This window comes from Sorangium sp. So ce363, assembly GCF_051520435.1.
Lineage (GTDB): Bacteria > Myxococcota_A > Polyangia > Polyangiales > Polyangiaceae > Sorangium > Sorangium cellulosum_B.
On record NZ_CP150333.1, the window covers coordinates 4,364,768 to 4,388,276 of the forward strand.

General features: G+C 71.1%; 17 protein-coding genes. 10 read left to right on the forward strand and 7 right to left on the reverse strand.

Annotation, left to right across the window (positions count from 1 at the left end):
* Nucleotides 1-96 precede the first annotated feature (96 nt).
* Nucleotides 97-1,002 carry a ParB/RepB/Spo0J family partition protein gene (locus WMF12_RS16630; RefSeq protein ID WP_437872509.1) on the reverse strand — a complete coding sequence of 302 codons (906 nt, stop codon included), beginning with the start codon at nt 1,000-1,002 and terminating at the stop codon, nt 97-99.
* Nucleotides 999-1,934, reverse strand: coding sequence for a ParA family protein (locus tag WMF12_RS16635; protein WP_437718099.1), 936 nt, complete (start codon nt 1,932-1,934; stop codon nt 999-1,001). Before WMF12_RS16635 ends, WMF12_RS16630 begins: the two co-directional genes overlap by 4 nt.
* Before the next feature lie 693 nt (nt 1,935-2,627).
* On the opposite strand from WMF12_RS16635, the gene WMF12_RS16640 reads away from it, so the two are divergent.
* From WMF12_RS16640 to WMF12_RS16680, 9 genes are all read left to right on the forward strand, one after another.
* Entirely contained in the window at nt 2,628-2,792 is a 165-nt protein-coding gene (locus tag WMF12_RS16640; protein WP_012235776.1) for a hypothetical protein, read from the forward strand.
* Between the two features lie 265 nt (nt 2,793-3,057).
* Nucleotides 3,058-4,326 (forward strand): trigger factor, encoded by a 1,269-nt coding sequence (tig, locus tag WMF12_RS16645; protein ID WP_437718100.1) that lies wholly within the window; start codon nt 3,058-3,060, stop codon nt 4,324-4,326.
* A gap of 298 nt (nt 4,327-4,624) precedes the next feature.
* The gene (locus WMF12_RS16650) at nt 4,625-5,269 is read left to right on the forward strand and encodes an ATP-dependent Clp protease proteolytic subunit (RefSeq protein WP_012235778.1); all 645 of its coding nucleotides are present in this window, start codon (nt 4,625-4,627) and stop codon (nt 5,267-5,269) included.
* Between the two features lie 482 nt (nt 5,270-5,751).
* Entirely contained in the window at nt 5,752-7,008 is a 1,257-nt protein-coding gene (clpX, locus tag WMF12_RS16655) for an ATP-dependent Clp protease ATP-binding subunit ClpX (protein WP_012235779.1), read from the forward strand.
* 208 nt (nt 7,009-7,216) lie between these two features.
* On the forward strand, nt 7,217-9,709 hold the full coding sequence (lon, locus tag WMF12_RS16660) for an endopeptidase La (RefSeq protein ID WP_437746629.1): 2,493 nt from the start codon (nt 7,217-7,219) through the stop codon (nt 9,707-9,709).
* A 175-nt stretch (nt 9,710-9,884) separates the two neighbouring features.
* On the forward strand, nt 9,885-11,453 hold the full coding sequence (gene purH / locus WMF12_RS16665) for a bifunctional phosphoribosylaminoimidazolecarboxamide formyltransferase/IMP cyclohydrolase (protein ID WP_437872510.1): 1,569 nt from the start codon (nt 9,885-9,887) through the stop codon (nt 11,451-11,453).
* A gap of 188 nt (nt 11,454-11,641) precedes the next feature.
* The gene (locus tag WMF12_RS16670) at nt 11,642-13,075 is read left to right on the forward strand and encodes a ParA family protein (protein WP_437872511.1); all 1,434 of its coding nucleotides are present in this window, start codon (nt 11,642-11,644) and stop codon (nt 13,073-13,075) included.
* A 149-nt stretch (nt 13,076-13,224) separates the two neighbouring features.
* Nucleotides 13,225-13,569, forward strand: coding sequence for a hypothetical protein (locus WMF12_RS16675; RefSeq protein ID WP_437746632.1), 345 nt, complete (start codon nt 13,225-13,227; stop codon nt 13,567-13,569).
* A 275-nt stretch (nt 13,570-13,844) separates the two neighbouring features.
* Nucleotides 13,845-14,549, forward strand: coding sequence for a Bax inhibitor-1/YccA family protein (locus WMF12_RS16680; protein WP_437872513.1), 705 nt, complete (start codon nt 13,845-13,847; stop codon nt 14,547-14,549).
* Between the two features lie 220 nt (nt 14,550-14,769).
* On the opposite strand, the gene WMF12_RS16685 is transcribed toward WMF12_RS16680, so the two are convergent.
* Nucleotides 14,770-15,276: a DUF4112 domain-containing protein gene (locus tag WMF12_RS16685; protein WP_437873861.1), complete on the reverse strand. Its 507-nt coding sequence runs from the start codon at nt 15,274-15,276 to the stop codon at nt 14,770-14,772.
* 219 nt (nt 15,277-15,495) lie between these two features.
* Here WMF12_RS16685 and WMF12_RS16690 point away from each other — a divergent pair, with 219 nt between their 5' ends.
* Entirely contained in the window at nt 15,496-17,079 is a 1,584-nt protein-coding gene (locus WMF12_RS16690) for a hypothetical protein (protein ID WP_437872514.1), read from the forward strand.
* 111 nt (nt 17,080-17,190) lie between these two features.
* Here WMF12_RS16690 and WMF12_RS16695 read toward each other — a convergent pair whose 3' ends face one another.
* From WMF12_RS16695 to WMF12_RS16710, 4 genes are all read right to left on the reverse strand, one after another.
* The gene (locus WMF12_RS16695) at nt 17,191-19,119 is read right to left on the reverse strand and encodes a hypothetical protein (protein ID WP_437872515.1); all 1,929 of its coding nucleotides are present in this window, start codon (nt 19,117-19,119) and stop codon (nt 17,191-17,193) included.
* 110 nt (nt 19,120-19,229) lie between these two features.
* A complete protein-coding gene (locus tag WMF12_RS16700) occupies nt 19,230-21,179 on the reverse strand; it encodes a molybdopterin-dependent oxidoreductase (RefSeq protein ID WP_437872516.1) in 1,950 nt (649 codons plus the stop codon).
* A gap of 111 nt (nt 21,180-21,290) precedes the next feature.
* On the reverse strand, nt 21,291-22,229 hold the full coding sequence (locus tag WMF12_RS16705; RefSeq protein ID WP_437872517.1) for a hypothetical protein: 939 nt from the start codon (nt 22,227-22,229) through the stop codon (nt 21,291-21,293).
* Nucleotides 22,230-22,433: 204 nt separating this feature from the next.
* On the reverse strand, nt 22,434-23,486 hold the full coding sequence (locus WMF12_RS16710) for an RluA family pseudouridine synthase (RefSeq protein WP_437872518.1): 1,053 nt from the start codon (nt 23,484-23,486) through the stop codon (nt 22,434-22,436).
* Nucleotides 23,487-23,509: the final 23 nt, after the last annotated feature.

Consider the following 23,509-nt stretch of genomic DNA (forward strand, 5'->3'; position numbering starts at 1 on the left):
GGCAGGTCCGCCGCGGCCCGCCGCGCTCGCCCGCCTGCGCGCCGCTACCACCAGGGGCGCGCCTGCGCGGGCGGGCGAGGGGCCGGCCGCGCAGGGTCACGCGCCGAGCAGCGCGATGATCCTGTCGAGCTCGTCGAGCGAGCCGTAGGTGATGCCGAGCTCGCCGTGGCCACCCTCGTCGCGCACCTCGACGCGGGTCCCGAGCCGCCGCGCGAGCCGCGCCTCCAGGTCCTTGATCGCGGGCGACTTCCCGCCGCGCTTCTTCTCGCCCGGCTCCTCGCCCTCGGCGGCCCGGAGCTCCTTCTCCTTCGCCGCCTTGATCAGCGCCTCGACCTTGCGGACGGGGAGCTTGCCGTGGACGGTCCGCTCCGCGACGTCGGCCATCACCTTGTCGCTGGGCGCGCCGAGCAGCGCGCGCGCGTGGCCCTCGCTGAGCTCGCGCGAGATGACCATGGTGCGGATCCGCGGCGGCAGCCGGAGCAGCCGGAGCGAGTTGACGATCGTCGTGCGGTCCTTGCCGACGCGCTCGGCGAGGGTCTGGTGCGTGTAGCTGTGCTCGCGCAGCAGCCGGTCGAACGCCTCGGCGATCTCGATCGGGTTGAGGTCGGCTCGCTGCACGTTCTCGACGAGCGCGAGCTCGAACGCCTCCTTGGGGGAGACGTCCTTGACGACGACGAGCACCTCCCTGAGCCCCGCGCGCTGCGCGGCGCGCCACCGCCGCTCGCCCGCGATGAGCTCGAAGGCGTCGTTCCCCGCCTGCGTCCTGCGCACGATGAGCGGCTCGATGAGCCCGTGCTCGCGGATGCTGCCGGTGAGCTCCTCCAGCTCGGTCTCGTCGAAGTGCTGCCGCGGCTGCCCCTTCTGCGGGACGATCTTCTCGATCGCGCACACGAACACGCTGCGCCCCTCGGCCGCAGTCGCTGTCGCCGGCGGCGCCGCCGGGAGCAGGGCGTCGAGCCCCCGTCCGAGCGCGCGCCGCGCCCCTTTCTGATCGGCATTCATGATCTGGGTCGTGCGTCCCTCGCGCGCTCTCCGGGGTTCTGCGGGGGCGAAGGCTCGGCCGGTGGCTCCGCCTCGGCGGCGTCCCCGCGCGGCCGCTTCTTCGTGTCTGCCGCGGCGGCGGGCGGGCCGTCCAGGATCTCGCGCGCGAGGCTCAGGTAGCCCTGCGCCCCCTTCGACTGCGCGTCGTAGAGCAGCGCCGGCTTGCCGTGCGACGGCGCCTCGCTGAGCTTCACGTTGCGCGGGATGATCGCGTCGAAGACGCGGAAATGCGCCTTCACCTCGTCGGCCACCTGGTGGGTGAGCGAGTTGCGCCCGTCGTACATCGTGAGGACGACGCCCTCGACCGTGAGCTCCGGGTTGAAGGCGCTCCGCACCCGGTCGATGGTCGCCATCAGGTGCGTCAGCCCCTCGAGCGCGTAGTACTCGCACTGGAGCGGGACGAGCACCCGGTGCGCCGCGGTGAGCGCGTTCAGCGTGAGGAGCCCGAGCGACGGCGGGCAATCGAGCACGACGTAGTCGTAGCCCGCGAGCTGCGGGCGCAGGGCGTTGCGCAGCCGCACCGCGCGGTCGTCCGCGTCGACCAGCTCGAGCTCCGCCGCGACGAGGTCCTGGGTCGCGGGCACCACGCCGAGGAGCGGCACCTCGGTCGGGACGATCGCGTCCTTCAGCGCCGCCCGCCCGATCAGGACGTCGTAGAGGGACAGCTCGAAGCTCCCGCGCCGCACGCCGACGCCGCTCGAGGCGTTCCCCTGCGGATCGCAGTCGACGAGCAGCGTACGGCACTCTGCCGCGGCGAAGCTCGCGGCCAGGTTGACCGAGGTCGTGGTCTTGCCGACGCCCCCCTTCTGGTTGGCGACGGCGAAGATGACAGGCGAAGGCTTGGGGGCGGAGCCGGGCTTGCCGGGCGCGCCCCCCTCGTTGGGCGATGGCATCGTGCTGTGTCGCGTCCGACCAGGCTGCTTACACGACCCCCATCGGCACGTCGAGAGAAGCGGGCGCCTCGACACAAACGTTCGACCGAGCGTGCGGGTCTGTCCTTCGGTCGGCCCAGCGCGCGGGCCCAGCGCGCTGCCGCCGCGGGCGTCCCGGGGGACGCCGTGGACGCTGGGCCGCCGTGCCCAGAGCACGCCCTGGACGCTGGGGTGGGGCCCCCTCAGCGACGTGACCCGCGCGGGACGTCGTCACCCGCTCGCCGCCATTCCACCGTTCGCTTGCCAGATTGTTGGCCTGAACGGCAGGGGTATCTACAGTGCCCACATGTCGCTTGATGTAGGCAAAGGTGGCCGAACGGCGAAGGCATGGGCGCGCGGTCGAGCCTCGAGGCGAGGCCGCTGCTTCGGCCTCGGCGGGGCGCTGCTCGCCTGCTGCGACCCGGGGCCCGTCGATCGGGTCCTTGCTCGCGCCTTCTGGGGCGATGGGCGCGGCACTGCGCCGCTCGCTCGTGCGCAGGTCCTCGTGCTTTCGCCTTCGCTTCAACGCAGGTCGGCGATCGGCTCGCGCCGTCGTCCACCCTCGACCTCGAGTCGCGGGCCGACGTCGACCGCCCCTTGATCACGGACGTGGTGCCCAGCTTCGCCGAGCAGACCGACGCACCGACGTCGCCTCGGCACATGTGAGGAGGACAGATGCCGCTTCCCAGGTCGTATCAGAGCTTTTCAGAGTTCGAGCGGGAGATTCTCCGCCCGAGCCGTGTGGGCTTCTCGCTCGAGGACATCGTCGAGGAGGAGGGGTCCTTCGACGCCGAGCTCGACTTCGACAAGGATCCCTTCGACGTCTCGGACGACGACTGAGCGCGACGGCGCGGCGGCGCTGCGCGCGGGATGGCTTCAACGTCCTCGCACGTCCTCGCGGTCGCGCTCGGCGCTGCTGCTCCGTCGCGTCGCCAGCGCCGGCGCTGCGCGGCGCTGCACATCAGCTTGCACGATCCCTCCCGGGATCCGAGCCCCGGCGGCCGCCTCTCCGCCGGGGCTCCTTTTTTTTAAAGCAGCGTCCTGTCGCTCGTCTTGACCCCCCCAGCGACGCGTGGCACGAGTGCCGCCCTTCGAAAAAACCGCCATGCAAGTCAACGTCGAAAAGCTTTCTCCCGTGCTGATGGAGTTTCAGGTGGAGGTCCCCGCGGACCGGGTCCGGAGCGAGGTCGACAAGGCCTATACGGCGCTCCAGCGGACGGCCCGGGTCCGGGGCTACCGGCCTGGCAAGGCGCCGCGCCAGGTGCTCGCGCACCTCTACGGCGGCCGCATCCACGCCGATGTCGCCCAGCGGCTCGTCGACGCCACGCTGAACCAGGCGCTCGCCGACAAGCAGGTGCAGCCCCTGTCCCAGCCGGCGATCGCGCCCACCGAGCTCCGCCCTGACGACGCGTTCTCCTACAAGGCCCGCTTCGAGGTCCGCCCCGACATCGCCGAGGTGAAGTGGGAGGGCTTCGAGGTGAAGCGCCCCTCGACGACGCCGAGCGACGAGATGATCGACGCCGAGATCACCGCCCTCCGGCGCGAGCACTCGACGCTGCAGGCGCCCGAGCCGGAGCGCCCCGCGGCGAAGGGGGATGTCGCGACGATCGCGTTCACCCTCGAGGTCGGCGGCGCGCTGCGCGACACGAAGGAGCAGGAGATCGAGACCGAGCTCGGCAGCGGCCAGGTCTTCAAGGAGATCGAGGACGCCCTCGCCGGGATGACGCCCGGCCAGTCGAAGGACGTACCGGTCACGTTCTCCGAGCAGCACTCCAACGCGGATCTGCGGGGCAAGCAGGCGACCTTCCACATCACGCTGAAGGATCTGCGGGAGCGCATCTTCCCTGAGGTGGACGATGAGTTCGCGAAGGACTGCGGCGACGAGAGCCTGTCCGCGCTCCGCGAGTCGCTCCGCAAGAAGCTCGAGAAGGAGCTGACGCAGCGGGCGAGCGACGCGGTCGCCGAGCAGCTCGTGGTGGAGCTCTGCAAGGCGAACCCGATCCCGGTCCCGCCGTCGCTCGTCGATCAGCAGGCGCAGCTCGCCGAGCGCGAGCTGCTCGCGACGGCGCGGAGGCAGGGGCAGCGCGTCGATCCCACGCCGGAGTTCCGCGCCCGCGTGCGGCTCGACGCCGAGATGAAGGTGCGCGCGGGCCTGGTCATGGCCGAGATCGCGAAGGCGAAGGCGGTCAGGATCACCGAGGCCGACCTCGAGAAGGGCTACGAGGAGCTCGCCGAGCAGACCGGCAAGAACGTGGCGAAGATCAAGGCGGAGTACCGCGAGCCCCAGAAGCGCGAGCTCTTCGCCGGGATGATCCTCGAGGACAAGATCCTCGACATCATCGAGGCTGCGGCGAAGGTCGCCGACGCGAGCTAGCTTCGCCCAGCAGCAGTCCGGCGCGGAATGGCCGGGACTTCTGCACCGCACGCCGGCGCCTCAGCTCTGCTGCGCCGGCGTGCGCCGTTTGTCCAGGTCGCGCCTTTCGCGCTCTCGATCGACGTCGGGCGCGCGCGGCTGGATCGAGCGGGCCGCGGCGCGCCGCGTGTTCCGTGCGCCGCGCGGCGAGCGGCCGATATTTCCGGTAACCTCGGGCGCGTTCGGTCTTGCGATCGGACGCAGTCTGGCCCAGGAGTAGAGCCCCTGCCGCGCGGCAGCGAACCCCCCGGAGCACCGGATGACCCGACGAGTCGAAACCCGCACCCAAGCCATCGAGTTTCTCGAACGCGAGAAGGCCTACATCCTCCCGACGGTCACCGAGGTGACCCACCGCGGCGAGCGGGAGTGGAACATCTTCAGCCGTCTCCTCAAGGATCGCATCGTCTTCATCGGCACGGAGATCGACGACTTCGTCGCGAATGCCGTGATCGCGCAGTTCCTCTTCCTGGAGAGCGAGGATCCCGAGAAGGAGATCCAGGTCTACATCAACAGCCCGGGCGGCGTGGTGACGTCGGGGCTCGCGATGTACGACACGATGCAGTACGTGCGTTGCCCGGTCTCGACGATGTGCATCGGCCAGGCCGCGTCGATGGGCGCCGTCCTGCTCGGCGCCGGTCGCAAGGGTCGGCGCTTCGCGCTGCCGCACGCGCGGATGATGATCCACCAGCCGCTCGGCGGCGCGCGAGGCCAGGCGACGGACATCGAGATCCAGGCGCGCGAGATCAAGAAGATCAAGGAGACGCTGATCGACATCCTCGTCGACGCGACCGGCAAGAACCGGGACGAGCTGGCGAAGGACATCGAGCGCGACTTCTACCTGAGCGCGACGCAGGCCAAGGAGTATGGCCTGATCGACGAGGTCTTCCCGAAGCGGAACAAGTAGGTGGCCGCGCCGCCGCGTCCGGCGGGCGTGCTCGGGATGAAGGCCGGCGCGGCGTCGCCCCGGGCCGCGCCGCGGCGCGGCGTCGTGACGCCACGCCACGCCCCGCCGCTGTGGCGGGCGGGGCATTGCGCGCGGGCGCGCAGCAGCGGAGCACGCGGGCTCGGCGCTTCATGCGCCGCGCTGCGCTCGCTCGATCCGCTGCTTTTCGCGCTTTTCGCGCGATGCGCGGCCGCGTCGGTGGCCGACTGCGGGGCGCCATCGGGTGATTCCCTGACTTTGGCCACAGGCTGGAGACCACCCCCGTTAGCTTGCGACGGTACGGGCACCGCACTAGAATCCGAGCGCGGCGTTTGGCTGCGCATCGCTGAAAATACAGGGGACGGTGGAAGCCGTTCCCGCCGCAAGTTGGAGGGGCCGCCGCCGCGGCGGGACCCCACCTCTCATTGAAGCGGTAGCGTCGGCAGACCGCACTGAGGGTCGAAGTGGAGCGAAGGCGGGACGATCACTCGAATGGCAATCTAAGCTGCTCTTTCTGCGGCAAGTCGCAGAAAGAGGTGAAGAAGCTCATCGCGGGCCCCACGGTGTACATCTGTGATGAGTGCATCGGGCTGTGCAATGACATCATCGCGGAGGAGGTCGAGAAGGACGAGCCGTACGCGGGGTCGACCCCGGTGCCCAAGCCCGCCGACATCAAAGCGACCTTGGACGAGTACGTCGTCGGCCAGAACCGCGCCAAGAAGATCCTCGCTGTGGCGGTGCACAACCACTACAAGCGCATCGACAGCCGGGTCTCCTCGGACGACGTGGAGCTGTCCAAGTCGAACATCCTCCTGCTGGGGCCGACGGGGTCCGGCAAGACCCTCCTCGCGCAGACGCTCGCCAAGATCATCAACGTCCCCTTCGCCATCGCGGACGCGACGACGCTGACCGAGGCCGGGTACGTCGGCGAGGACGTCGAGAACATCATCGTCCAGCTCCTGCAGAACGCGGATCACGACGTCGAGCGCGCGCAGCGCGGCATCGTCTACATCGACGAGATCGACAAGATCAGCCGGAAGAGCGACAACCCGAGCATCACCCGCGACGTCTCCGGAGAGGGCGTGCAGCAGGCGCTGCTCAAGATCATCGAGGGGACGATCGCCAATGTCCCCCCGAAGGGCGGACGCAAGCACCCGCAGCAAGATTTCCTGCAGGTCGACACGACGAACATCCTGTTCATCTGCGGCGGCGCGTTCGTCGGGCTCGACCAGATCATCCAGCGGCGCATCGGCCAGAACACCCTCGGCTTCGGCGCCGACATCAAGGCGAAGAAGGACTTCAAGCTGGGCGACCTGCTCAGCGTCGTCCAGCCGGAGGACCTCCTCAAGTTCGGGCTCATCCCGGAGTTCATCGGGCGCCTGCCGGTCGTGGCGACGCTCCACGAGCTGAACGAGGAGGCGCTCATCGACATCCTCACGAAGCCGAAGAACAGCCTGGTCAAGCAGTACCAGAAGCTCTTCGAGATGGATGGGGTGAAGGTCAAGTTCACCCGCGGCGCGCTCGTGGCGGTGGCTCGCCAGGCCCTCGAGAGGAACAGCGGCGCCCGCGGTCTTCGCGCCATCCTCGAGTCGGCGATGCTCGACATCATGTACGACGTCCCGTCCCGTACGGGGATCAAGGAGGTCGTCGTCAGCGAGGACGTGATCGTGAAGCACGAGCCTCCGCTCATCGTGTACACGAAGGAGGCGGAGCTCGCGTAGCGCTCGCCCCAGGGGGGCGGTGGGTCGGGGCGCAAGGCGGGGCCCGAGCTGCGCCCTCGCCCCCCGGAGGCTCCTCCGAGCGTGCCGGCGCCGCGTGTCCCTGGAGGGCAGCGGGACGAGCCGGCGGAAGTTCAGCATCAGATCAAGGTATTTGTGACAACCGAGGCGGGGGTGCCCCGACCTCCCGATACTCCCGGAAAGACGGCGGATGTTCTTCAAGAACGACAGTGATCGCGGCAAGAACGCACCCGAGCGCGGGATCGTCCCGTTGCTCCCGCTTCGCGACATCATCGTCTTTCCACACATGGTCTCGCAGCTGTTCGTCGGGCGTGAGCGCAGCATCGCCGCGCTCGACGAGGCGATGAACCGCGGCAAGGAGATCTTCCTCGCCGCGCAGCGCAACGCGAAGACGAACGATCCGACGCCGGACGACATCTTCGGCGTCGGATCGGTCGGCGCGATCATGCAGCTGCTCCGCCTCCCGGACGGCACCGTCAAGGTCCTCATCGAGGGCAAGCGCCGGGCGCGCATCCGCCGCTACGTCCAGAGCGATGCGTACTTCCTGATCGAATACGACGAGATCGTCGAGAGCTCGGTCGCGAGCGTCGAGGTCGAGGCGCTGATGCGCTCGGTCCAGTCGACGTTCGAGATGTACGTCAAGCTCAACAAGAAGATCCAGCCCGAGGTCCTGATGGCGGTGCAGGCCATCGACGAGGCCTCGCGGCTGGCCGACACCATCATCGCCAACCTGCCGACCATCAAGCTGACCGACCGGCAGGCGCTGCTCGAGATGGAGGAGCCGCAGAAGCGGCTCGAGCGTCTCATCGAGTTGATGCAGGCCGAGATCGAGATTCTCCAGGTGGAGAAGAAGATCCGGAGTCGCGTCAAGAAGCAGATGGAGAAGACGCAGAAGGAATACTATCTCAACGAGCAGATGCAGGCCATCCAGAAGGAGCTGGGCGGCGGCGAGCGAGACGAGTTCAAGAACGAGATCCAGGAGATCGAAGAGGCCCTCAAGACCAAGCGGATGAGCAAGGAGGCCGCCGCGAAGGTCAAGAAGGAGCTCAAGAAGCTGAAGATGATGCACCCCACGAGCGCCGAGGCGACCGTGGTGCGCAACTACATCGATTGGATCCTGGAGCTCCCCTGGTACGACAAGAGCGAGGAGCGTTATGACCTCGTCGAGGCCGAGCGGATCCTCGATGAGGACCACTACGGCCTCAAGAAGATCAAGGAGCGGATCCTCGAGTACCTGGCGGTCCAGGCGCTCACGAAGAAGCTCAAGGGCCCGGTGCTCTGCTTCGTGGGGCCGCCCGGCGTCGGCAAGACGAGCCTGGCGAAGTCGATCGCGCGCGCGACGGGGCGCAAGTTCGTGAGGCTGTCGCTCGGCGGCGTGCGCGATGAGGCGGAGATCCGCGGCCACCGGCGGACGTACATCGGCGCGCTGCCCGGCAAGCTGATCCAGTCGCTCAAGAAGGTCGGGACGAACAACCCCGTGTTCCTGCTCGACGAGGTCGACAAGATGTCGACCGACTTCCGAGGGGATCCGGCGGCTGCGCTGCTCGAGGTGCTCGATCCGGAGCAGAACCACACGTTCAACGACCACTACCTGGATCTCGATTACGACCTCTCCGACGTGATGTTCATCACGACGGCGAACACGCTCTCCGGCATCCCGGTGCCGCTCCAGGACCGCATGGAGGTCATCCAGCTCTCGGGCTACACGGAGTTCGAGAAGCTGAATATCGCGGTGAAGTACCTCGTGCCCCGGCAGCGGAAGGAGTGCGGCCTCGAGGACGTGTCGCTCGACTTCACGGAGGGCGCGCTCCGGACGATCATCCACCACTACACGAAGGAGAGCGGCGTGCGCTCGCTGGAGCGCGAGATCGCGAGCGTCTGCCGCAAGGTGGCCAGGCGGGTGGTGTCCGACGGCAAGGAGAAGCCGATCGAGGTCGTCGCGAAGAGCATCCCGAAGTACCTCGGCGTCCCGAAGTACCGGCTCGGCCGGCGCGAGGAGCGCGATGAGGTGGGCCTCGTGAACGGCCTCGCCGTGACCAATGTCGGGGGCGATCTGCTCCCGGCCGAGGCGACGGTGGTGCCGGGCAAGGGCAAGCTCGTGATCACCGGGCTGCTGGAGAAGGGGATGGAGGAGAGCGGGCACGCGGCGATGAGCTATGTCCGTTCGCGCCTCGACCGCCTCGGGCTCGAGGCGGACGTCTATCAGAAGGTCGACATCCACATTCACTTCCCCGATTTCGTCCGCAAGGACGGGCCCAGCGCCGGCGTCACGATGGTGACCGCGCTCGTCAGCTCGCTCATGAAGGTGCCTGTCCGGAGGGATCTCGCGATGACGGGCGAGATCACCCTGCGCGGGCGCGTGATGCCGATCGGCGGGCTCAAGGAGAAGCTGCTCGCGGCCCACCGCGGCGGCATCGCGACCGTCATCCTGCCGAAGGAGAACCGGAAGGATCTCCGGGACGTGCCGCGGCGGGTGCTGAAGGCGCTGCGGCTCGTGCTCGTCGAGCACGTCGACGACGTGCTCCGTGAGGCGCTCCTCCTGCCGGACTCCTATGCGATCTTCGGGCCGCCCAAGGGCGTCCTGGAGTACCGGGACGGCGAGCTCGTCACCGAGGCGGCGCCGGTCAAGGCGCCGCCGGCCGCGGCGGGCGAGCCGACGCCGGCCGCGCCGCCCGGCGCGTGAGCGCGGCGCCAGACAGAGTGAGCGGCGTGCGGATTCGCGCGCTCCGAGGTCAGCCGCCAGGCAGGCGAACGTACGCCGCAGCGAGCCGAACGACGCGGATGAGCCGGTAACGCATGAAGATGCGCCCCGCTATGGGCTGGCGGCGGCCGCAGAGACGGACTAGCTGTGCGTCGCAATGATTCGACGCGCACTGATTTCGGTATCCGACAAGACGGGATTGCTCCCGCTGGCCAGGCGGCTCGCGGAGAAGGGCGTGGAGATCCTCTCGACCGGGGGGACGCAGCGGGCGCTCGCGGACGCTGGCGTCCCGGTCATCGGGGTGGAGGCCTATACCGGCTCTCCCGAGGTCATGGATGGCCGGGTGAAGACGCTCCATCCGCGGGTGCACGGCGGCATCTTGATGCGCGGCGCGATCGACGACGAGGACCTCGCGCGGCTCGGCGGGGCGCCGATCGATCTCGTTGTGTGCAATCTCTATCCCTTCGAGGCGACCGTCCGGAAACCGGGGGTCACGCACCCCGAGATCATCGAGAACATCGATATCGGCGGGCCGTCGATGGTGCGGAGCGCGGCCAAGAACCACGCGCGCGTCGCGGTGGTGGTCGATCCGGCCGACTACGATGCTGTGCTCGCCGAGATCGACAGGCAAGGTGAGGTGTCGAGCGCCACCCGCCGCCGGCTCGCCACCAAGGCGTTTGCGCACACGGCGGCCTACGACGGGATGGTGTCCGGTTACCTCTCCTCGCTCCCCGAGGAAGGTGAGCCGAGCGCCGCGGAGCGCGAGGCCTATCCGCGCTTCCTCACGCTCGCCCTCGAGCGGGCCTATCCGCTCCGGTACGGCGAGAACCCGCACCAGTCCGGCGCCTTCTATCGTGAGCGGGGCGCGGCCGCGGGGTCGCTCGCGCTGGCGGAGTCGCTGGGCGCGGGCGGCAAGGAGCTCTCGTTCAACAACCTCGTCGACGTGGACGCCGCGTTCGAGGCGGTGCGCGAGTTCACGCAGCCCGCCGCGGTGGTCGTGAAGCACACGAACCCGTGCGGCGTCGCGACGGGCGACAGCCTCGCGGCCGCCTACCGGACGGCGCGCGACGCGGACGCCGTGAGCGCCTTCGGTGGGATCGTCGCCCTGAACCGCGAGGTCGACCGCGCTGCTGCCGAGGTGCTCGTCGAGACGTTCCTGGAGTGCGTGGTCGCGCCCGCCTATACGCCCGAGGCGCTGGAGGTGCTCCGGACCAAGAAGAACCTCCGGGTGCTCGCCACCGGCGCGCTCCTGCCCGCGGATCACCGGGAGCTGACGTTCAAGCGCGTCGGCGGGGGCCTGGTGGTCCAGGAGCGAGATGCCTCGGCGGCCGGCGAGGTGCGCGGCGGCCGGGTCGTGACGAAGCGCGCGCCGACGGAGAAGGAGATCGAGGCGCTCGATCTCGGTTGGCGCGTCTGCAAGCACGTGAAATCCAACGCGATTGTGCTCGCGATTCCCGGGAGGACGGTCGGGATCGGCGCCGGACAGATGTCGCGGGTCGAGAGCGTTCGCATCGCCTGCAGCAAGGCGGGCGAGCGGGCTCGCGGGAGCGTCCTCGCGTCGGACGCGTTCTTCCCGTTCCCGGACAACGTGGTGCTCGCCGCGGAGCACGGGATCACGGCGGTCGCGCAGCCTGGCGGCAGCGTGAAGGACGCGGAGGTCATCGCCGCGGCCGACGCGGCGGGGATCGCGATGGTGTTCACCGGGGCCCGGCACTTCCGTCACTGAGCTGGCCTGGCGCCGAGGTCCCGTCACTGAACCGGCCTCGCGCCTCCGTTCCGGAACGCGCGCTCACCCTCCCTTGCGCCGGAAGGGTGGGTCACGCTCGCAGAAAAGTTGACCTTTGCGCCTTGACTGTGATGATGGTCAACGCTGCGCCTGGGCAAAGCGCTGTGCGCGGCGCGAAGGAGCGAGCTGTGGGCGGAATCAGCGAGACGTGCAGCGTGTGCGGGACCGGATTCGAGGTCCAGTTCCGGTACCAGATGGAGGAGAAGGACGGCGGCTTCTCCTTCTTCTGCTCGCAGAAATGCCTGGAAAAGAGCCAGCTCGGCGGGCAGGACGGCGCCGCGCTCGCCACGTGCGACGCGTGCGCGAAGCGGTTTCCGCCGGATCTCGTGTCCCAGGTGCTCTACGTCGCCGGGCGCCGGCACTACGCGTGCTCGCTGGGGTGCCGGACGCAGCTGGTCCGTGAGGCGAAGGGGGTGCGGCTCGGCGACATCGCGGCGGCGGCCGCGGCGCCGGCCGAGGGAGCAACGGCGACCGGTGACGAGGCGCCGCTGGCAGGAGGCGGGTCGCGCTCCGCCGTGGAGGCAGGTGAGCCGGCGCCGCCGGCGGCTCGGGCGAGCGCCCAGGGCGAGGCGACGGGGCGGGCCGCGCCGATCGCGTCTGCCGCTCGCCCGGCGGAGCTCAAAGGGCAGGGCGCGGTCGCGGTGCCCCTGTCGCCGGCGGGGGGCGCGAAGCGGCCGGCGCAGCCGCCGCAGCGCCCGGCCGGGGTGCCCCGCTGTCTGGCCGTGTTCAACCACAAGGGCGGTACGGGCAAGACGACGACGGCCGTGAGCGTGGCGGCCGGGCTCGCGGCGCGCGACAAGCGGGTGCTCCTCGTCGACACCGACGCGCAGGGGAACGTCTCTGTCTCGCTCGGCGCGGGCGCGGAGCGGTCGCTCTATCACGTGCTCGTGATGGGGCTCCGGGTCGCGGACGCGACCAAGACGGTGCGACCGAACCTGGATCTCCTGCCGTCCAACGAGACGCTCGCCGCGGCAGAGCTCTACCTGGCAGGGCGCCAGAACCGCGACCGCGTGCTCTCGGATCGCCTCTCCGCTGCGGCGGCCGAGTACGATTACGTGGTGCTCGATTGCTCGCCGAGCCTGTCGTTGATGAACCAGAACGCGCTGGTGTTCGCCGACAGCGTGCTCGTCCCGGTCGCGTGCGACTATCTGTCGCTCGTCGGCGTCCGTCAGGTGATCAAGACGGTGAAGAACGTGAACGCGCTGCTGCATCACCCGGTGCAGATCTGGGGCGTGCTGCCGACCTTCTACGACGGCCGCGCGAAGATCGCGCGCGAGGCGGTGAGCACGATGAAGCAGCACTTCGGGGAGCGCTGCCTCGCGCCGATCCGGCAGGCGATCAAGGTCAAGGAGGCGCCCGCGCAAGGGCAGACGATCTTCGAGTATGCGTCGGGAACCCCTGCCGCGGACGACTACCTCGCGGTGGTCGATCGCATCATCGAGAGCCGCGAGCGCGGCACGGCGGGCCCTGAGGCAGGGGCGGCGCGCGAGGGGACAGCGTGGAGCGTCGACCGGGGGGACGCGGCCACCGAGCGGCCGGGCGCCGCGGCGGCGGGGGCGTGAAGGGACCCGCGGACGCGGAGTCCCGCTGGATGAAGGGACCCGCGGACGCGGAGTCCCGCTGGATGAAGGGACCCGCGGATGCGGGAGTTCGCTGAATGAAGGGCCCGCAGTCGCGGAGCCTCGACCGGGCAGGGGAGCTGGAGGAAGCAATGAAAAGCGAAGGCGATCTCGGGGGCGCCGCGCGGGCGCTGCTCGATCGCGACGAAGTGGAAGGTGTTTTGTCCGGGGCGTTCTATACGTCCGCGGAAGCGCCTCGCGTGCGCGCGAAGGCCCGGACGAGCGGCGCCGCATCCGAGCCGGGTGCTGCGCCGGCGCCGGAGAGACCGCAGCACTACAAGGTCATCTGTATCTCGATGTACACCGAGGATCTCGAGCGGCTGGACGAGATGGTCAGCTCGCTCAAGGCGCGCGGGATGACCAAGGCCAACAGGAGCGCGCTGATCCGGCATGCGCTCTCCCAGGTGGACCTCGACAAGATCCCGAAGGGGATTTAATCCCTTCTTCCAGGAGACTTCGACAGGGCGCGGGGCGCGACGTCCGCATTTCCATCATCGTGCGGCGGGCGCCGCGGGCTCCGGGGGGCCCTGAGCGGTGCCGTGGGGGACCCGCGGACCGGCCGGCTTTCCCGAGAGCCGGCGAGCGGCGGAGGGCCCCTGCACAGGCGCCGGCGCTCGCGGCGTCGTGGCGCTGCGCCTCGTCCCCCGGCCGCCTCGCCGCGGGCATGCGGCGTGCTTGACGTGCTAGAGTCGAGGCCTACCAGAGAGGGAACATGGACCAGAACTACGTAGGATACGGGACCCGCTCGTCGGTGCTCCGCGCCGGTGCCGAGTCGCGCGAGCGCTTCATCGTGCGAACGTACAACCACCTGTTCGGTGCGATCGTACTCTTCGCTGCGATCGAGGTCGCGCTGTTCAAGACCGGCGTCGCCTCGGTCATCGCCAGGGCGATGATGGGCACGAGCTGGCTGCTGGTTCTCGGGGCGTTCATGCTCGTGAGCTGGCTGGCCAGCCGCGCGGCGCACACGTCGGTATCGAAGCCGGCGCAGTACGCCGCGCTCGGCGGCTTCGTGCTCGCCCAGGCGATCGTCTTCGTGCCGCTGCTCTACATCGCGGACATGGTCGCTCCTGGCGCGATCCAGAGCGCTGGGCTCGCCACGATGGCCGGCTTCGCCGGGCTCACCGCGATTGCGTTCGTGACCCGCAAGGATTTCTCGTTCCTTGGGGCTCTCCTGCGCTGGGGCGCCATCTGCGCGCTCGTCCTCATCGCGGCAGGCGCGCTGTTCGGCTTCCAGCTCGGCACCTTCTTCAGCGTCGCCATGGTCGCGTTCGCTGGGGCCGCCATCCTGTACGACACGTCGAACATCCTGCACCACTTCCCCGAGGACCGGTACGTCGGCGCCGCGCTCGAGCTCTTCGCGTCGGTCGCCATGCTGTTCTGGCACGTGCTCCGCCTCTTCATCAGCTCCCGCGACTGAGCGGGGCGCACCCGCTTCGGATACGGGCCCACCTCGACGTTTTCGGTGCTCGGCGTACAAGAGTACGCCTGCGCGCCGAAAACGCCGATCTGGGCCCGTCTCCTGTGCGGGTGCACCCCGCTCGGGTGGCGTCCGTTGCGGAGAAGGACTCGGGTGGCGTCCGTTGCGGAGAAGTGAGGAGAGGGGGGCGTCCGTCGCAGAGAAGTGAGGAGAGGGGGCGTCAGGAGCCGAAGAGGGTCTGTAGCGCTCTTGTCAGCGAGAAGAGCATGAGAGCTGCCAGGGCGAGGATGCCTGCCAGCGCCAGGAAAAGGCCGGCGTAGAAACGAAGATTGGAGGGCGGCGCGCCGCCCTGCGTTCGCGCTGCGAGGTGGGCGCGCAGCAGGTCGAGGTTGCGCGCGTTCGCCTTGTAGGTCGCATCGAAGAGATCGCCGACGAGAGGGACCGTGCCGAGCAGCGTCTCGAGGCCCACGTTGAGCACCATGCGCAGCACCGCGGAGGCGGGGAGACGGTAACGCGTCGCCGCGAGCACGATGTAAATCGAGAGCGCGAAACCGATGAGATCGCCGACCCCAGGGATCAACCCGATCACGGCGTCGTAGCCGACCCGGTAGCCGACTCCAGGGATACGGATGGAGTTGTCCAGAAAATGCCCGAGGGCGTTCAAGCGTTTTAGCCGCTCGTCCTCGAGATCAACGACCTTCAGCGGGGCGAGGGGCGGCACGGGCATGGCGGACCCATCTCTGCGAAGCGGATCAGACATCCCTTGCAGTTTACTTCTCGCCCCCTCCAACGGCGACTCAAGAGAGACCGCGGGGCGGCGTCGCAGGGACACGCGGCGCGGCGGGCGAGGATCGGGCAGGAGCACGTCGCCTCGGGAGGGGGCCGTGGGCGGGCGGGCGCTGCCGCCATTGCGGCGACGGCGCCGTGATCCATGCTGGCGCCTGCCATGCCGAGCCCGCGCGCCCTGGTTCGCAGCTCCGGAGCGCGCCGAGCGCTGCTCGGCCTCGCCAGCGCGCTGCTCGGGACGCTCGGCGGAGACGCGGCGCGCGCGCAGGGAAGGTACGAATCCGCGCTCCTCGGCGGGCGATCGGCGCTCCTGGGGGGCACGGGGGTCGTGCTGGGCGTCGACGGCGCCGCGCCCTTCCTGAACCCGGCCACGATCGTCCGAATCGAGGACCGGAACATCGCGTTCTCGTCGGCGTTCTTCCGCTACGCGCACCGCACACTGCAACGGTGGCACCAGCCAGGTCCGGTCGACCCCGGCCTGTACGGCGATCTCCGGCTCGATCGCACGTCGGTGAGCGATCATGGGCTGGACAGCCTCCCCGACGCGACATGCTATTTCTTCAACTGGAAGAGCGGCGCACGAGGCGCGGATTCGACGCGGATGCCGGTCGGCCGACAGGTCGTCGCCGCCTGCCTCGGCAAGACGGAGGAGAACGAGTTCGGGTTCGACGCGCTGCGATTCTCGGGGGAGTCCGCCTCGCGGCGCGTGAGCCAGGCGCAGACGCTCCGCTACGCGTGGGGTCGCTTCAGCGCCGGTCCTTCGTGGAGCTACAGCGCCACCTCGCGCCTCGCCGTGGGCGCCTCGCTCTCGCTCGTGCGCACCCGCTACACGAGCTCGCTCGGCGTCGCCAGCCTCGTGGAGGACACCAGCGCGGGCTCGGCGAGCAGCGCGACCTACCAGGCCGCGCTCTCGGGCGATTCATGGGACCTTCTCGCGCACATCGGCGTCACGTACCGGCTGAACCGGGTGTTCTCGGCCGGGATCAGCCTGCGGACGCCCAGCGTTCATGCCGTCGACTCCCTGGACGCGAGCTACGTCGACACGCGCGCCGACGGGACGGCGGCGGCGCGCTACTGGGCCGGTGAAGGGGAGTTCGTGGCCCCCTCTCCAGCCCGCGTCGCGGTCGGCGCGAGCGCGGAGTGGAGCAGGCTGCGGCTGGAGCTCGACGGCTTCTTCTACATGGGCCAGCGCGAGTTCGCGCGGATCGCCGCCGATCGTGAGGAGATCGCGATCGCCGGGGGCGCGGTGACGAGCCGGGCGCGGGGCCGCCTCGACATCGTCGAGGCGGCGGCGCCCATCGTCAACGTCGGGCTCGGCGCCGAGGTGTTCCTCACGCGCGACCTCAGCCTCGTGGGCGGCGTCGCCTCCGATTTCAACGCGCTGTCGAGCCTGCGAGGCCCCATGTCCGCCGAGTCGAAGCTCTTCTTCGAGCGGATGAGCGGCGCCCACGCGTCGCTCGGGTTAATCTCCTATACCCGGTACGGCGATCTCGTGTTCGGCGCGCGCCTCGATTACGCCGCCGGGCAGATGGCGGCCGTCAACGCGTTCGCGTCGCCGGTGCGGCTGGATCCCATCGACTGCAGCGAGATCGGCGCGACCCTGGTGCTCGCCGGGAGGATCAGCCTGCGCACCGTGGAGGACGTGGCGCGCGAAATCGGCGACGCCGTGGAGGGCTCGGCCGCCGCGCCCCCCGAGCGGACCAGGCCGAGGGAGCCGATGCGGGCGCCTGCTCGAGAAGACTGAGCGGCGACGCGCGCGCCGCGGATGATCGATCGGGCGCCGCGCTCGTCCGGCGCGAGGATCTGCGCCCGCAGCTGCGCCTGAGGCCGCTCCCACGCCGCGGCGCCGCGGCGCTCACGCCGCCCCGGCGTCCCGCGGGCGCACCCCGGCGTGCTCCGCGAGGGCCTCGGCCTCCGCGAGCGCCTCGGTCTCCGCGAGGGCCTCGGCCCCGGCGAGCGCCTCGGCGTCGCCTTGCTCCCTCAGGCGCTCGAACGCCGCGAGCGCCGCCGGCGCGATCGCCGAGAGCCAGCGCCGGCTCGCGGCGTCGAGCCGCAGCTCCTCGCGGAGCCGCTCCACCTCGCCAGCGCCCGCGGTGCCCGGGCTCGCCGCCGCGCGGCACACGTCGGCGAGCAGCTCGTCGCGCGCGTTGAGCGGCAGGTCCGCGTCCCGCTCGGTGAGGCGCGCCGCCCCGGCGATGTCGCCCTCCCGTGTCCGCAGGGCCAGCGCCACCCGCAGCCTGGCCCTCTCCAGGAACGGGTACGACGCATACCGCTCGGCGAGCAGCGCCATCTCGGCGCGCGCGTCGGCGCTCCGGCCCATCGCCGCGAACACGAACGCGCGCTCGGCTAGGAGCGCAGGCAGCAGGATGTCCGCCGCCATCGCGCGCGCCGCGTCAGTGTTCAGCCGCGCGAGCCCCGCCTCGCACGCCGCGAGCGCCGCGAGCAGCTCCCCTTGCCGGTCCGACAGCTCGGCGAGCGCGAGGTACGCCTGCGCCGCGGCCGCGGGCGCTTTGGTCCGCGTGAGGGCCTCGAGCTCAGCCTTCCCGCGCTGCGCCTCGCCCTTCGCGATCGCGACCTGGGCGGCCACGAAGCGCTGCGAGAGCTTGCGCGTGCGCACCGCGTTCACCAGCACCGCACCGACGAGCATCACGATGAAGAAGATCGGAAACGCCAGGACGATCGCGAGCGGTCCGAAGATCGGCTCCGCTGGCAGACGCTCGACCTCGGGTGCCACCCGCGGCGCCTGATCGGAGTTCAAGAGCTGCCACACCCCCAGGAACACCATCACCAGGGCCAACCACAGAAGCAAAATGCGGCGTGCCGCCTTCGCCACCGGCTGGCGGTTGCTCCCGGCGCGCCCCTCCGCGGCGGCGCGCGCGGAGGCGTCGGCGCGGTCCACCTCCGCGCGCGACAGCTCCTCCACCCCGCCCGCTGCCAGCGCGGGGGCGCGCATGAACGGCGCCGCCTCGGGCGAGATGCGCGCCGCCCAGTCCGCCGCCGAGAGCTCGCCTCCGGCCGCCGGCTCCCGCTTCGCGCCGGTGCGGTAGACCGAGCTCGCCTTCGCCTTCAGCATGCGCTGGTACGCCCGGACGAGGGCGCGCTCGCGCGGGCGCGTGTGCTCGACGAGGAGGCTGCGTTCGCGGAGCAGGTGCGCCCGCAGCGCCTCCCTGTCGCCCGAGCGCTCCAGGAGCACCGCGGCCGCGAGCTCCGCGCGGGCGAGCACCTCGGGCGACGCGAGGGCGCTCGCGCGCACGATCTCGATGTCCGCCGCGGCGCCGTCGCGATCGCCCGTCGAGGCGCGGAGCAGGGCCCTCAGTGAGCGCGCCGCGGCGATCGTCGCGTGCTCCAGGTGAAAGGCGAGCGGGTCGGTGCGGCGGGTCACCGCAGCGTCGGCGCGGACGAGCGCGCCCGCGAGATCGCCGCGCTGCATGGCAGCGAGCGCGCGCTGGACGTCGATGACGCGCAGGACGTAGCGCGAGCGGCACGTCTCTTCCGCGTAGTCGAGCAGCTCGGCGGCGTCCTCGCGCTGGCCGGAAGCCGCGAGGTTGTACGCCTTGTTGACGACCTGCACGGCGACGCTCATCGAGCGGGTGCGGAGCCCGATCGCTATGATGAGCGCGCCGGCTATCCCGAACGGCAGCCCGGCCGCGGCGCTGCCGAGCCCCGTCGCGCTCACTCCCGCGCCGAGCACCGCCATCACCCCGCCGAGCGCGATCTGCCGGTTCGCCATGCGGCGCGCCGCGTGCGGTGTGATCCCGAACCTTGCAGGCAGCTCTCTCGCCATCGCGCGAGCGTAAGAGACCGCCGGCTGAGCGGGCCAGCAGATCTCGCGGGTACGGCGTGGCCCTACCGGAGCCCGCGCCTCGTCGCGACCGCGCGACCGCGCGCCGCGCGCTAGGGCAGGGGCGCCGGCGGGTCGATGGGCTCGACGCGCACCCGCTCCTCGTAGAGCGCGCCGCCCTCGCCGATGTCGGTGGTGCGCGCGGTGATCAGCGCGTTGGCGCAGCGGCCGTCCCGGAGGTGGCCTCCTTTCGGGAGGAGCGCGACGTCGCGGCGCTGGGCAGGATCGTGGCGGAGCAGCGCCGTCATGGAGCCGACGCGCGACGTGATCCGGCAGGCGCCGCCGTCGGGCACGCCGCCGGCCGCGTCCGGGTGGACCGTGACGACGGCCGGACCGTGCTGGGGTCGCGCCCACTGAGACGACTGGGACTTCTCGGTGGAGAGCGCCATGAGCAGCAGCGGGAATTCGCTCGCGTCGGGATCCACGCGCTCCTCGGGCGCCTCGGTGATGAGGTTGACCCGGCCGCTCGGGGTCGGGAACTTGCGGTCCTCGAACAGCACCTTCGGCGCCAGCGGGTTGCGCACCGGCCCGCGCTCCAGCGTCTCGAGCGTGACGCCGAGCGGCGCGAGCCTGGGCTCGGTGACCCGCCGCTTCCAGTCGCGGGCGCTGCCGTCGAGCACGCCGCCGAGGCCCACGCGCCGCGCGAGCGCCTGCATGATCTCGAGATCGGCCTTCACCCCGGCCGGGGGCGGGAGCACGGGCGTGGCGACGCCGAGGTAATGGTGGCCGTAGGCGCCGACCACGTCGTCCGCCTCGAGGAGCGTCGTCGTGGGCAGCACGAGGTGGGCGACCCGCGCCGTGTCCGTGAGGAAGGAGTCGACCACGACGACGAACTCACGCGTCCGGAGCGCCTCCGCGACGGTGTCGGACTCGGGCAGCATCGCGACCGGGTTGCCGGCGGTCACCCAGACGGCCCGGATCGGCGGGTCGCTCATCCCGAGCACCTCGCGCCCGAGCAGGGGCTCGCAGACGGTGCGGGGCGCCGGGCGCTCGCCCTCGAACGGCGAGAGGTCGAACGCGCGGCGCCGCTTGAAATAGAACGAGACGCCGCCGCCCGGGATGCCGAGGTTCCCGCTCACCGCCCCCAGCGCGTCGAGGGCGCGCACGATCGCACCGCCCGTGGTGCGCCGGCCCATGCCCCAGCCCACGAGGATCGCCGTGGGCCTCTCGGCGAGGCGGCGCGCGAGGTCCAGGGCCGCGCGCTCGGGCACGTCGGCCTCGCGGCACCACGCGGCGACCGAGCTCCGGCGCGCGAGCGCGCGGAAAGCGTCGAGGTGATCGCAGTAGTCCGCGGCGCGCGGATCGGCCCACCCCTCGTCGAAGAGCACGCGCGCGACGGCCATCGCGAGCGCGAAGTCGCCGCCGGGGCGCGGCTGGTAGAACGCCCCGCAGAGCGACGCCGTCCTGTGGTGCACCGGATCGATGAGCACGAGCTCCGCGCCGCGCGCCTTCGCCTCGCGCAGCACCGGGAGCGTGTGAGGGCTCGAGGTGAAGACGTTCTTGCCCCAGAGGAGGATGTGCCGGGCGCTCCGCAGATCGGCGAGGTCATGGCTGTCCTCCTCCCCGAAATCGGCGAGCTGCGCGGCGTCGCCCGCGCCGGAGCAGATGTCGCCGCGCTTGACCGTGACCGGCCCGAACCGCGCGAAGAACGCGTCGGCGATCCCCGTGAGCATCCCGAGCGAGCCGCCGCTCCGATAATGGAAGATCGCGGCCGGACCGGACTCGCGCCGGATCGTGAGGAGCTGCTCGGCCGCGGTGTCGAGCGCTTCCTCCCAGGAGACGGGCGTGAGCTCGCCTCCCTTGCGGAGCAGCGGCGTCGTCAGCCGCTCGGGCGAGTACTGGGTCTCCAGGAAGCGCGACGTGCGGTAGCAGAGGAAGCCCCGCGTGATCGGGTGGTCCGGGTCGCCGCCGAGGCGCACGACGCGGCCGTCCTCCACGGTGGCCACGATGCTGCAGGCGTCGGGGCAGTCGCGGTTACAGGTCGTCTTGCGGAGCTCCTGCATGTCGGCAGCGTAGATCGGGCCTGCGGGGCGGTACACCCGCCCCGCCCCCCGGATGTCCATCCGGACCTGGCCGGGCTTCCGCGCCGCGCCGGGGCGGCCCCGCGCGCCGGATCAATCGGCCGCGAGCCGCTCGGGCGCGTACTCCCGCGAGTCGTCGCCCGAGACCTCCTGAGCGATCGCCCGCAGCTGCTCGTAGCGCTCGCGCAGGAGCGACCACAGCCGATCGCGGATGTCCCTCGAGTCGAGCCGCTCCGGCGGGCGCGTGTTGCTGAGCAGCCACTTCGCGGTGCTGTTCAGCTGCGTCAGCTCCTCCCTCGTGATCGGGATCCGGCTCTGCACGTGGCTCCACCGGTCCAGGATGAGGTTGGTGATGGTGGCCGTCGCGCTCGCTGGATCACCGGCGACGAGCGCGCGCCGGACGATGCCGAAGGTCTCGGGGACGATGCTGCGCGGGAAGTACACCTCGGCGGTGGCGATCGTCGGGCGCAGCACGCCGTAGAGCAGATCGAGCTTCTCGACGACCTCGGGCGGCGGCGCGCTCTCGGGCTGCATGCGCGTCACCGCGTAGTCGAGCGCCATCGCGAGCTCCGGCAAGCTGCGGATCGCGTCGAAGCGGGACTTCGGCAGCCGGCGCCGGTGGCGCGCCGGATCGCGCGTGACGGACTGCACGGCGCGCCGGACGATCGCGAGCACCCCGCTCGCGTCGCCGCGAAAGGCCTGCACGTTGGCCGCGGGCAGGTCGCTCGCCGGCATCGCGTACCGCTCGTAGCGCTCCCGATCCAGGCTCTCGTCGCCCCGGGCCCGCGCGTCGGCCTGCAGCGGCGCGGCGCCGGCCGACGAGGCCGCTGCGGCCCGCTCCGGGCCCGCCTGCCGCGGCTCTCCGGCGCCGGCAGGCTCTCCTGGAGAGGGCGCCGCCGCGTCCTGCATCGTCTCTCCCGGACCAGGCACCGGCCCGGATGTCGTGCTCTGGGCGGTGCTCTCGGCCTCGAGCGGTGTGGACCGGAGCGCTGGATCCCGCAGCGCCTCGAGGTCGTCTCGCGCACGCGTCATCTCGGCCATCGTACGTAAGTCGGCACTTCGGCACAAGATCCGCAGGCGCTCGAGCGCGCTCGCGCGGGGCTCCGGTCTGCAGCGTCCATGGAGCGCCGCAGGCGCCGCCTCGCCCACCGGTGTCATCGCGTCCCGCAAGCGTCACCCCGCACACACACGAGCGGAGGGGTGGCCCCGCGATGGATCCTCCGCCTTCCGCGTGGATCACGCGTCGAGCGCGTCCCAGAAGGTGCGCAGATCGTCCGAGAGCGGCGCCTCGATGCGCACGCGTTCGCCTGTCATCGGGTGCGTGAGCTCCAGGAGCGCGGCGTGGAGGGCGTGACGGTCGAGCTCGAGCGCGCGGCGGTCGTCGTCGGTGAGCACGCCGTCGGCGCCGCGCGCGAACATGCCCTCGTCCGGGCCGTAGAGCTTGTCGCCGACGAGCGGCAGGCCGCTCGCCGCGAGGTGGACCCGGATCTGGTGCTGCCGGCCGGTCTCGAGCGTGCAGCGGACGAGCGCGTAGCGCCGGCCGGTGAGGGGATCGGCGCGGCGGCCCAGCACCTCGCACGCGGTGGCCGACGCGAGGCCGCGGCCCGGCGGCGCGACCCGCATCTTGACCTTGTAGCGGCTCGCGTCGTCGAGCTCGAGCGGCAGCTCGACCCGGAACGTATCGTGCTCGGGCCAGCCCCAGGCGATCGCGGTGTAGCGCTTGACGACGCCGGTGCGCTCCTCGAACTGCGCCTTCACGGTCCGGTCGGCCTCGGGCGTGCGGCAGAGCAGCAGCACGCCGCTCGTCTCCCGGTCGAGCCGGTGGGCCAGGAACAGCCGCTCGTCGGGGCGCGCGGCCTCCATCATCTTGATCACGGTGCTCTTGTGGTACCGCGCCGTGGGGTGCACCGGCAGGCCCGCCGGCTTGTCGATGGCGAGCAGCGCGTCGTCCTCGTGGAGGACCGGGATCGGGGTGTCGGGCGCCTGCTCGTCCCATGGCTCGCGCCAGAGGAGGATGCACTGCTCCGGCCGGACGCGATCGCTGCCGCGCAGGCGCCGCGCCTCGGGCGAGTAGGCGCCGCGGGCGACGATCTCGGCGGCGCGCGTGCGGCTCGTCCGCTTGAGCTGGGTCTGTACGAACCGGTCGAGCCGCATGCCGGCCGACTCCGGCGGCACGCGCAGCACGGTGACGACCGAACCCTCCGGCACCTCCGCGGGGCGCACCACCGGCGTGCCGCGGCCGAAGGGGCCGCTCGTGCCGGCGAGCTCTCGCGCGCTGATCCTGGTCATGGGTCGAGCTGGCCTTCGCCTTT

Bases quoted from the DNA above. Each gene is read 5' to 3' on its own strand.
- WMF12_RS16630 (WP_437872509.1), bottom strand. From the start codon at position 1,002: ATGAATGCCGATCAGAAAGGGGCGCGGCGCGCGCTCGGACGGGGGCTC.
- WMF12_RS16635 (WP_437718099.1), bottom strand. From the start codon at position 1,934: ATGCCATCGCCCAACGAGGGGGGCGCGCCCGGCAAGCCCGGCTCCGCC.
- WMF12_RS16640 (WP_012235776.1), top strand. From the start codon at position 2,628: ATGCCGCTTCCCAGGTCGTATCAGAGCTTTTCAGAGTTCGAGCGGGAG.
- tig (WP_437718100.1), top strand. From the start codon at position 3,058: ATGCAAGTCAACGTCGAAAAGCTTTCTCCCGTGCTGATGGAGTTTCAG.
- WMF12_RS16650 (WP_012235778.1), top strand. From the start codon at position 4,625: ATGACCCGACGAGTCGAAACCCGCACCCAAGCCATCGAGTTTCTCGAA.
- lon (WP_437746629.1), top strand. From the start codon at position 7,217: ATGTTCTTCAAGAACGACAGTGATCGCGGCAAGAACGCACCCGAGCGC.
- purH (WP_437872510.1), top strand. From the start codon at position 9,885: ATGATTCGACGCGCACTGATTTCGGTATCCGACAAGACGGGATTGCTC.
- WMF12_RS16675 (WP_437746632.1), top strand. From the start codon at position 13,225: ATGAAAAGCGAAGGCGATCTCGGGGGCGCCGCGCGGGCGCTGCTCGAT.
- WMF12_RS16680 (WP_437872513.1), top strand. From the start codon at position 13,845: ATGGACCAGAACTACGTAGGATACGGGACCCGCTCGTCGGTGCTCCGC.
- WMF12_RS16685 (WP_437873861.1), bottom strand. From the start codon at position 15,276: ATGCCCGTGCCGCCCCTCGCCCCGCTGAAGGTCGTTGATCTCGAGGAC.
- WMF12_RS16690 (WP_437872514.1), top strand. From the start codon at position 15,496: ATGCCGAGCCCGCGCGCCCTGGTTCGCAGCTCCGGAGCGCGCCGAGCG.
- WMF12_RS16695 (WP_437872515.1), bottom strand. From the start codon at position 19,119: ATGGCGAGAGAGCTGCCTGCAAGGTTCGGGATCACACCGCACGCGGCG.
- WMF12_RS16700 (WP_437872516.1), bottom strand. From the start codon at position 21,179: ATGCAGGAGCTCCGCAAGACGACCTGTAACCGCGACTGCCCCGACGCC.
- WMF12_RS16705 (WP_437872517.1), bottom strand. From the start codon at position 22,229: ATGACGCGTGCGCGAGACGACCTCGAGGCGCTGCGGGATCCAGCGCTC.
- WMF12_RS16710 (WP_437872518.1), bottom strand. From the start codon at position 23,486: ATGACCAGGATCAGCGCGCGAGAGCTCGCCGGCACGAGCGGCCCCTTC.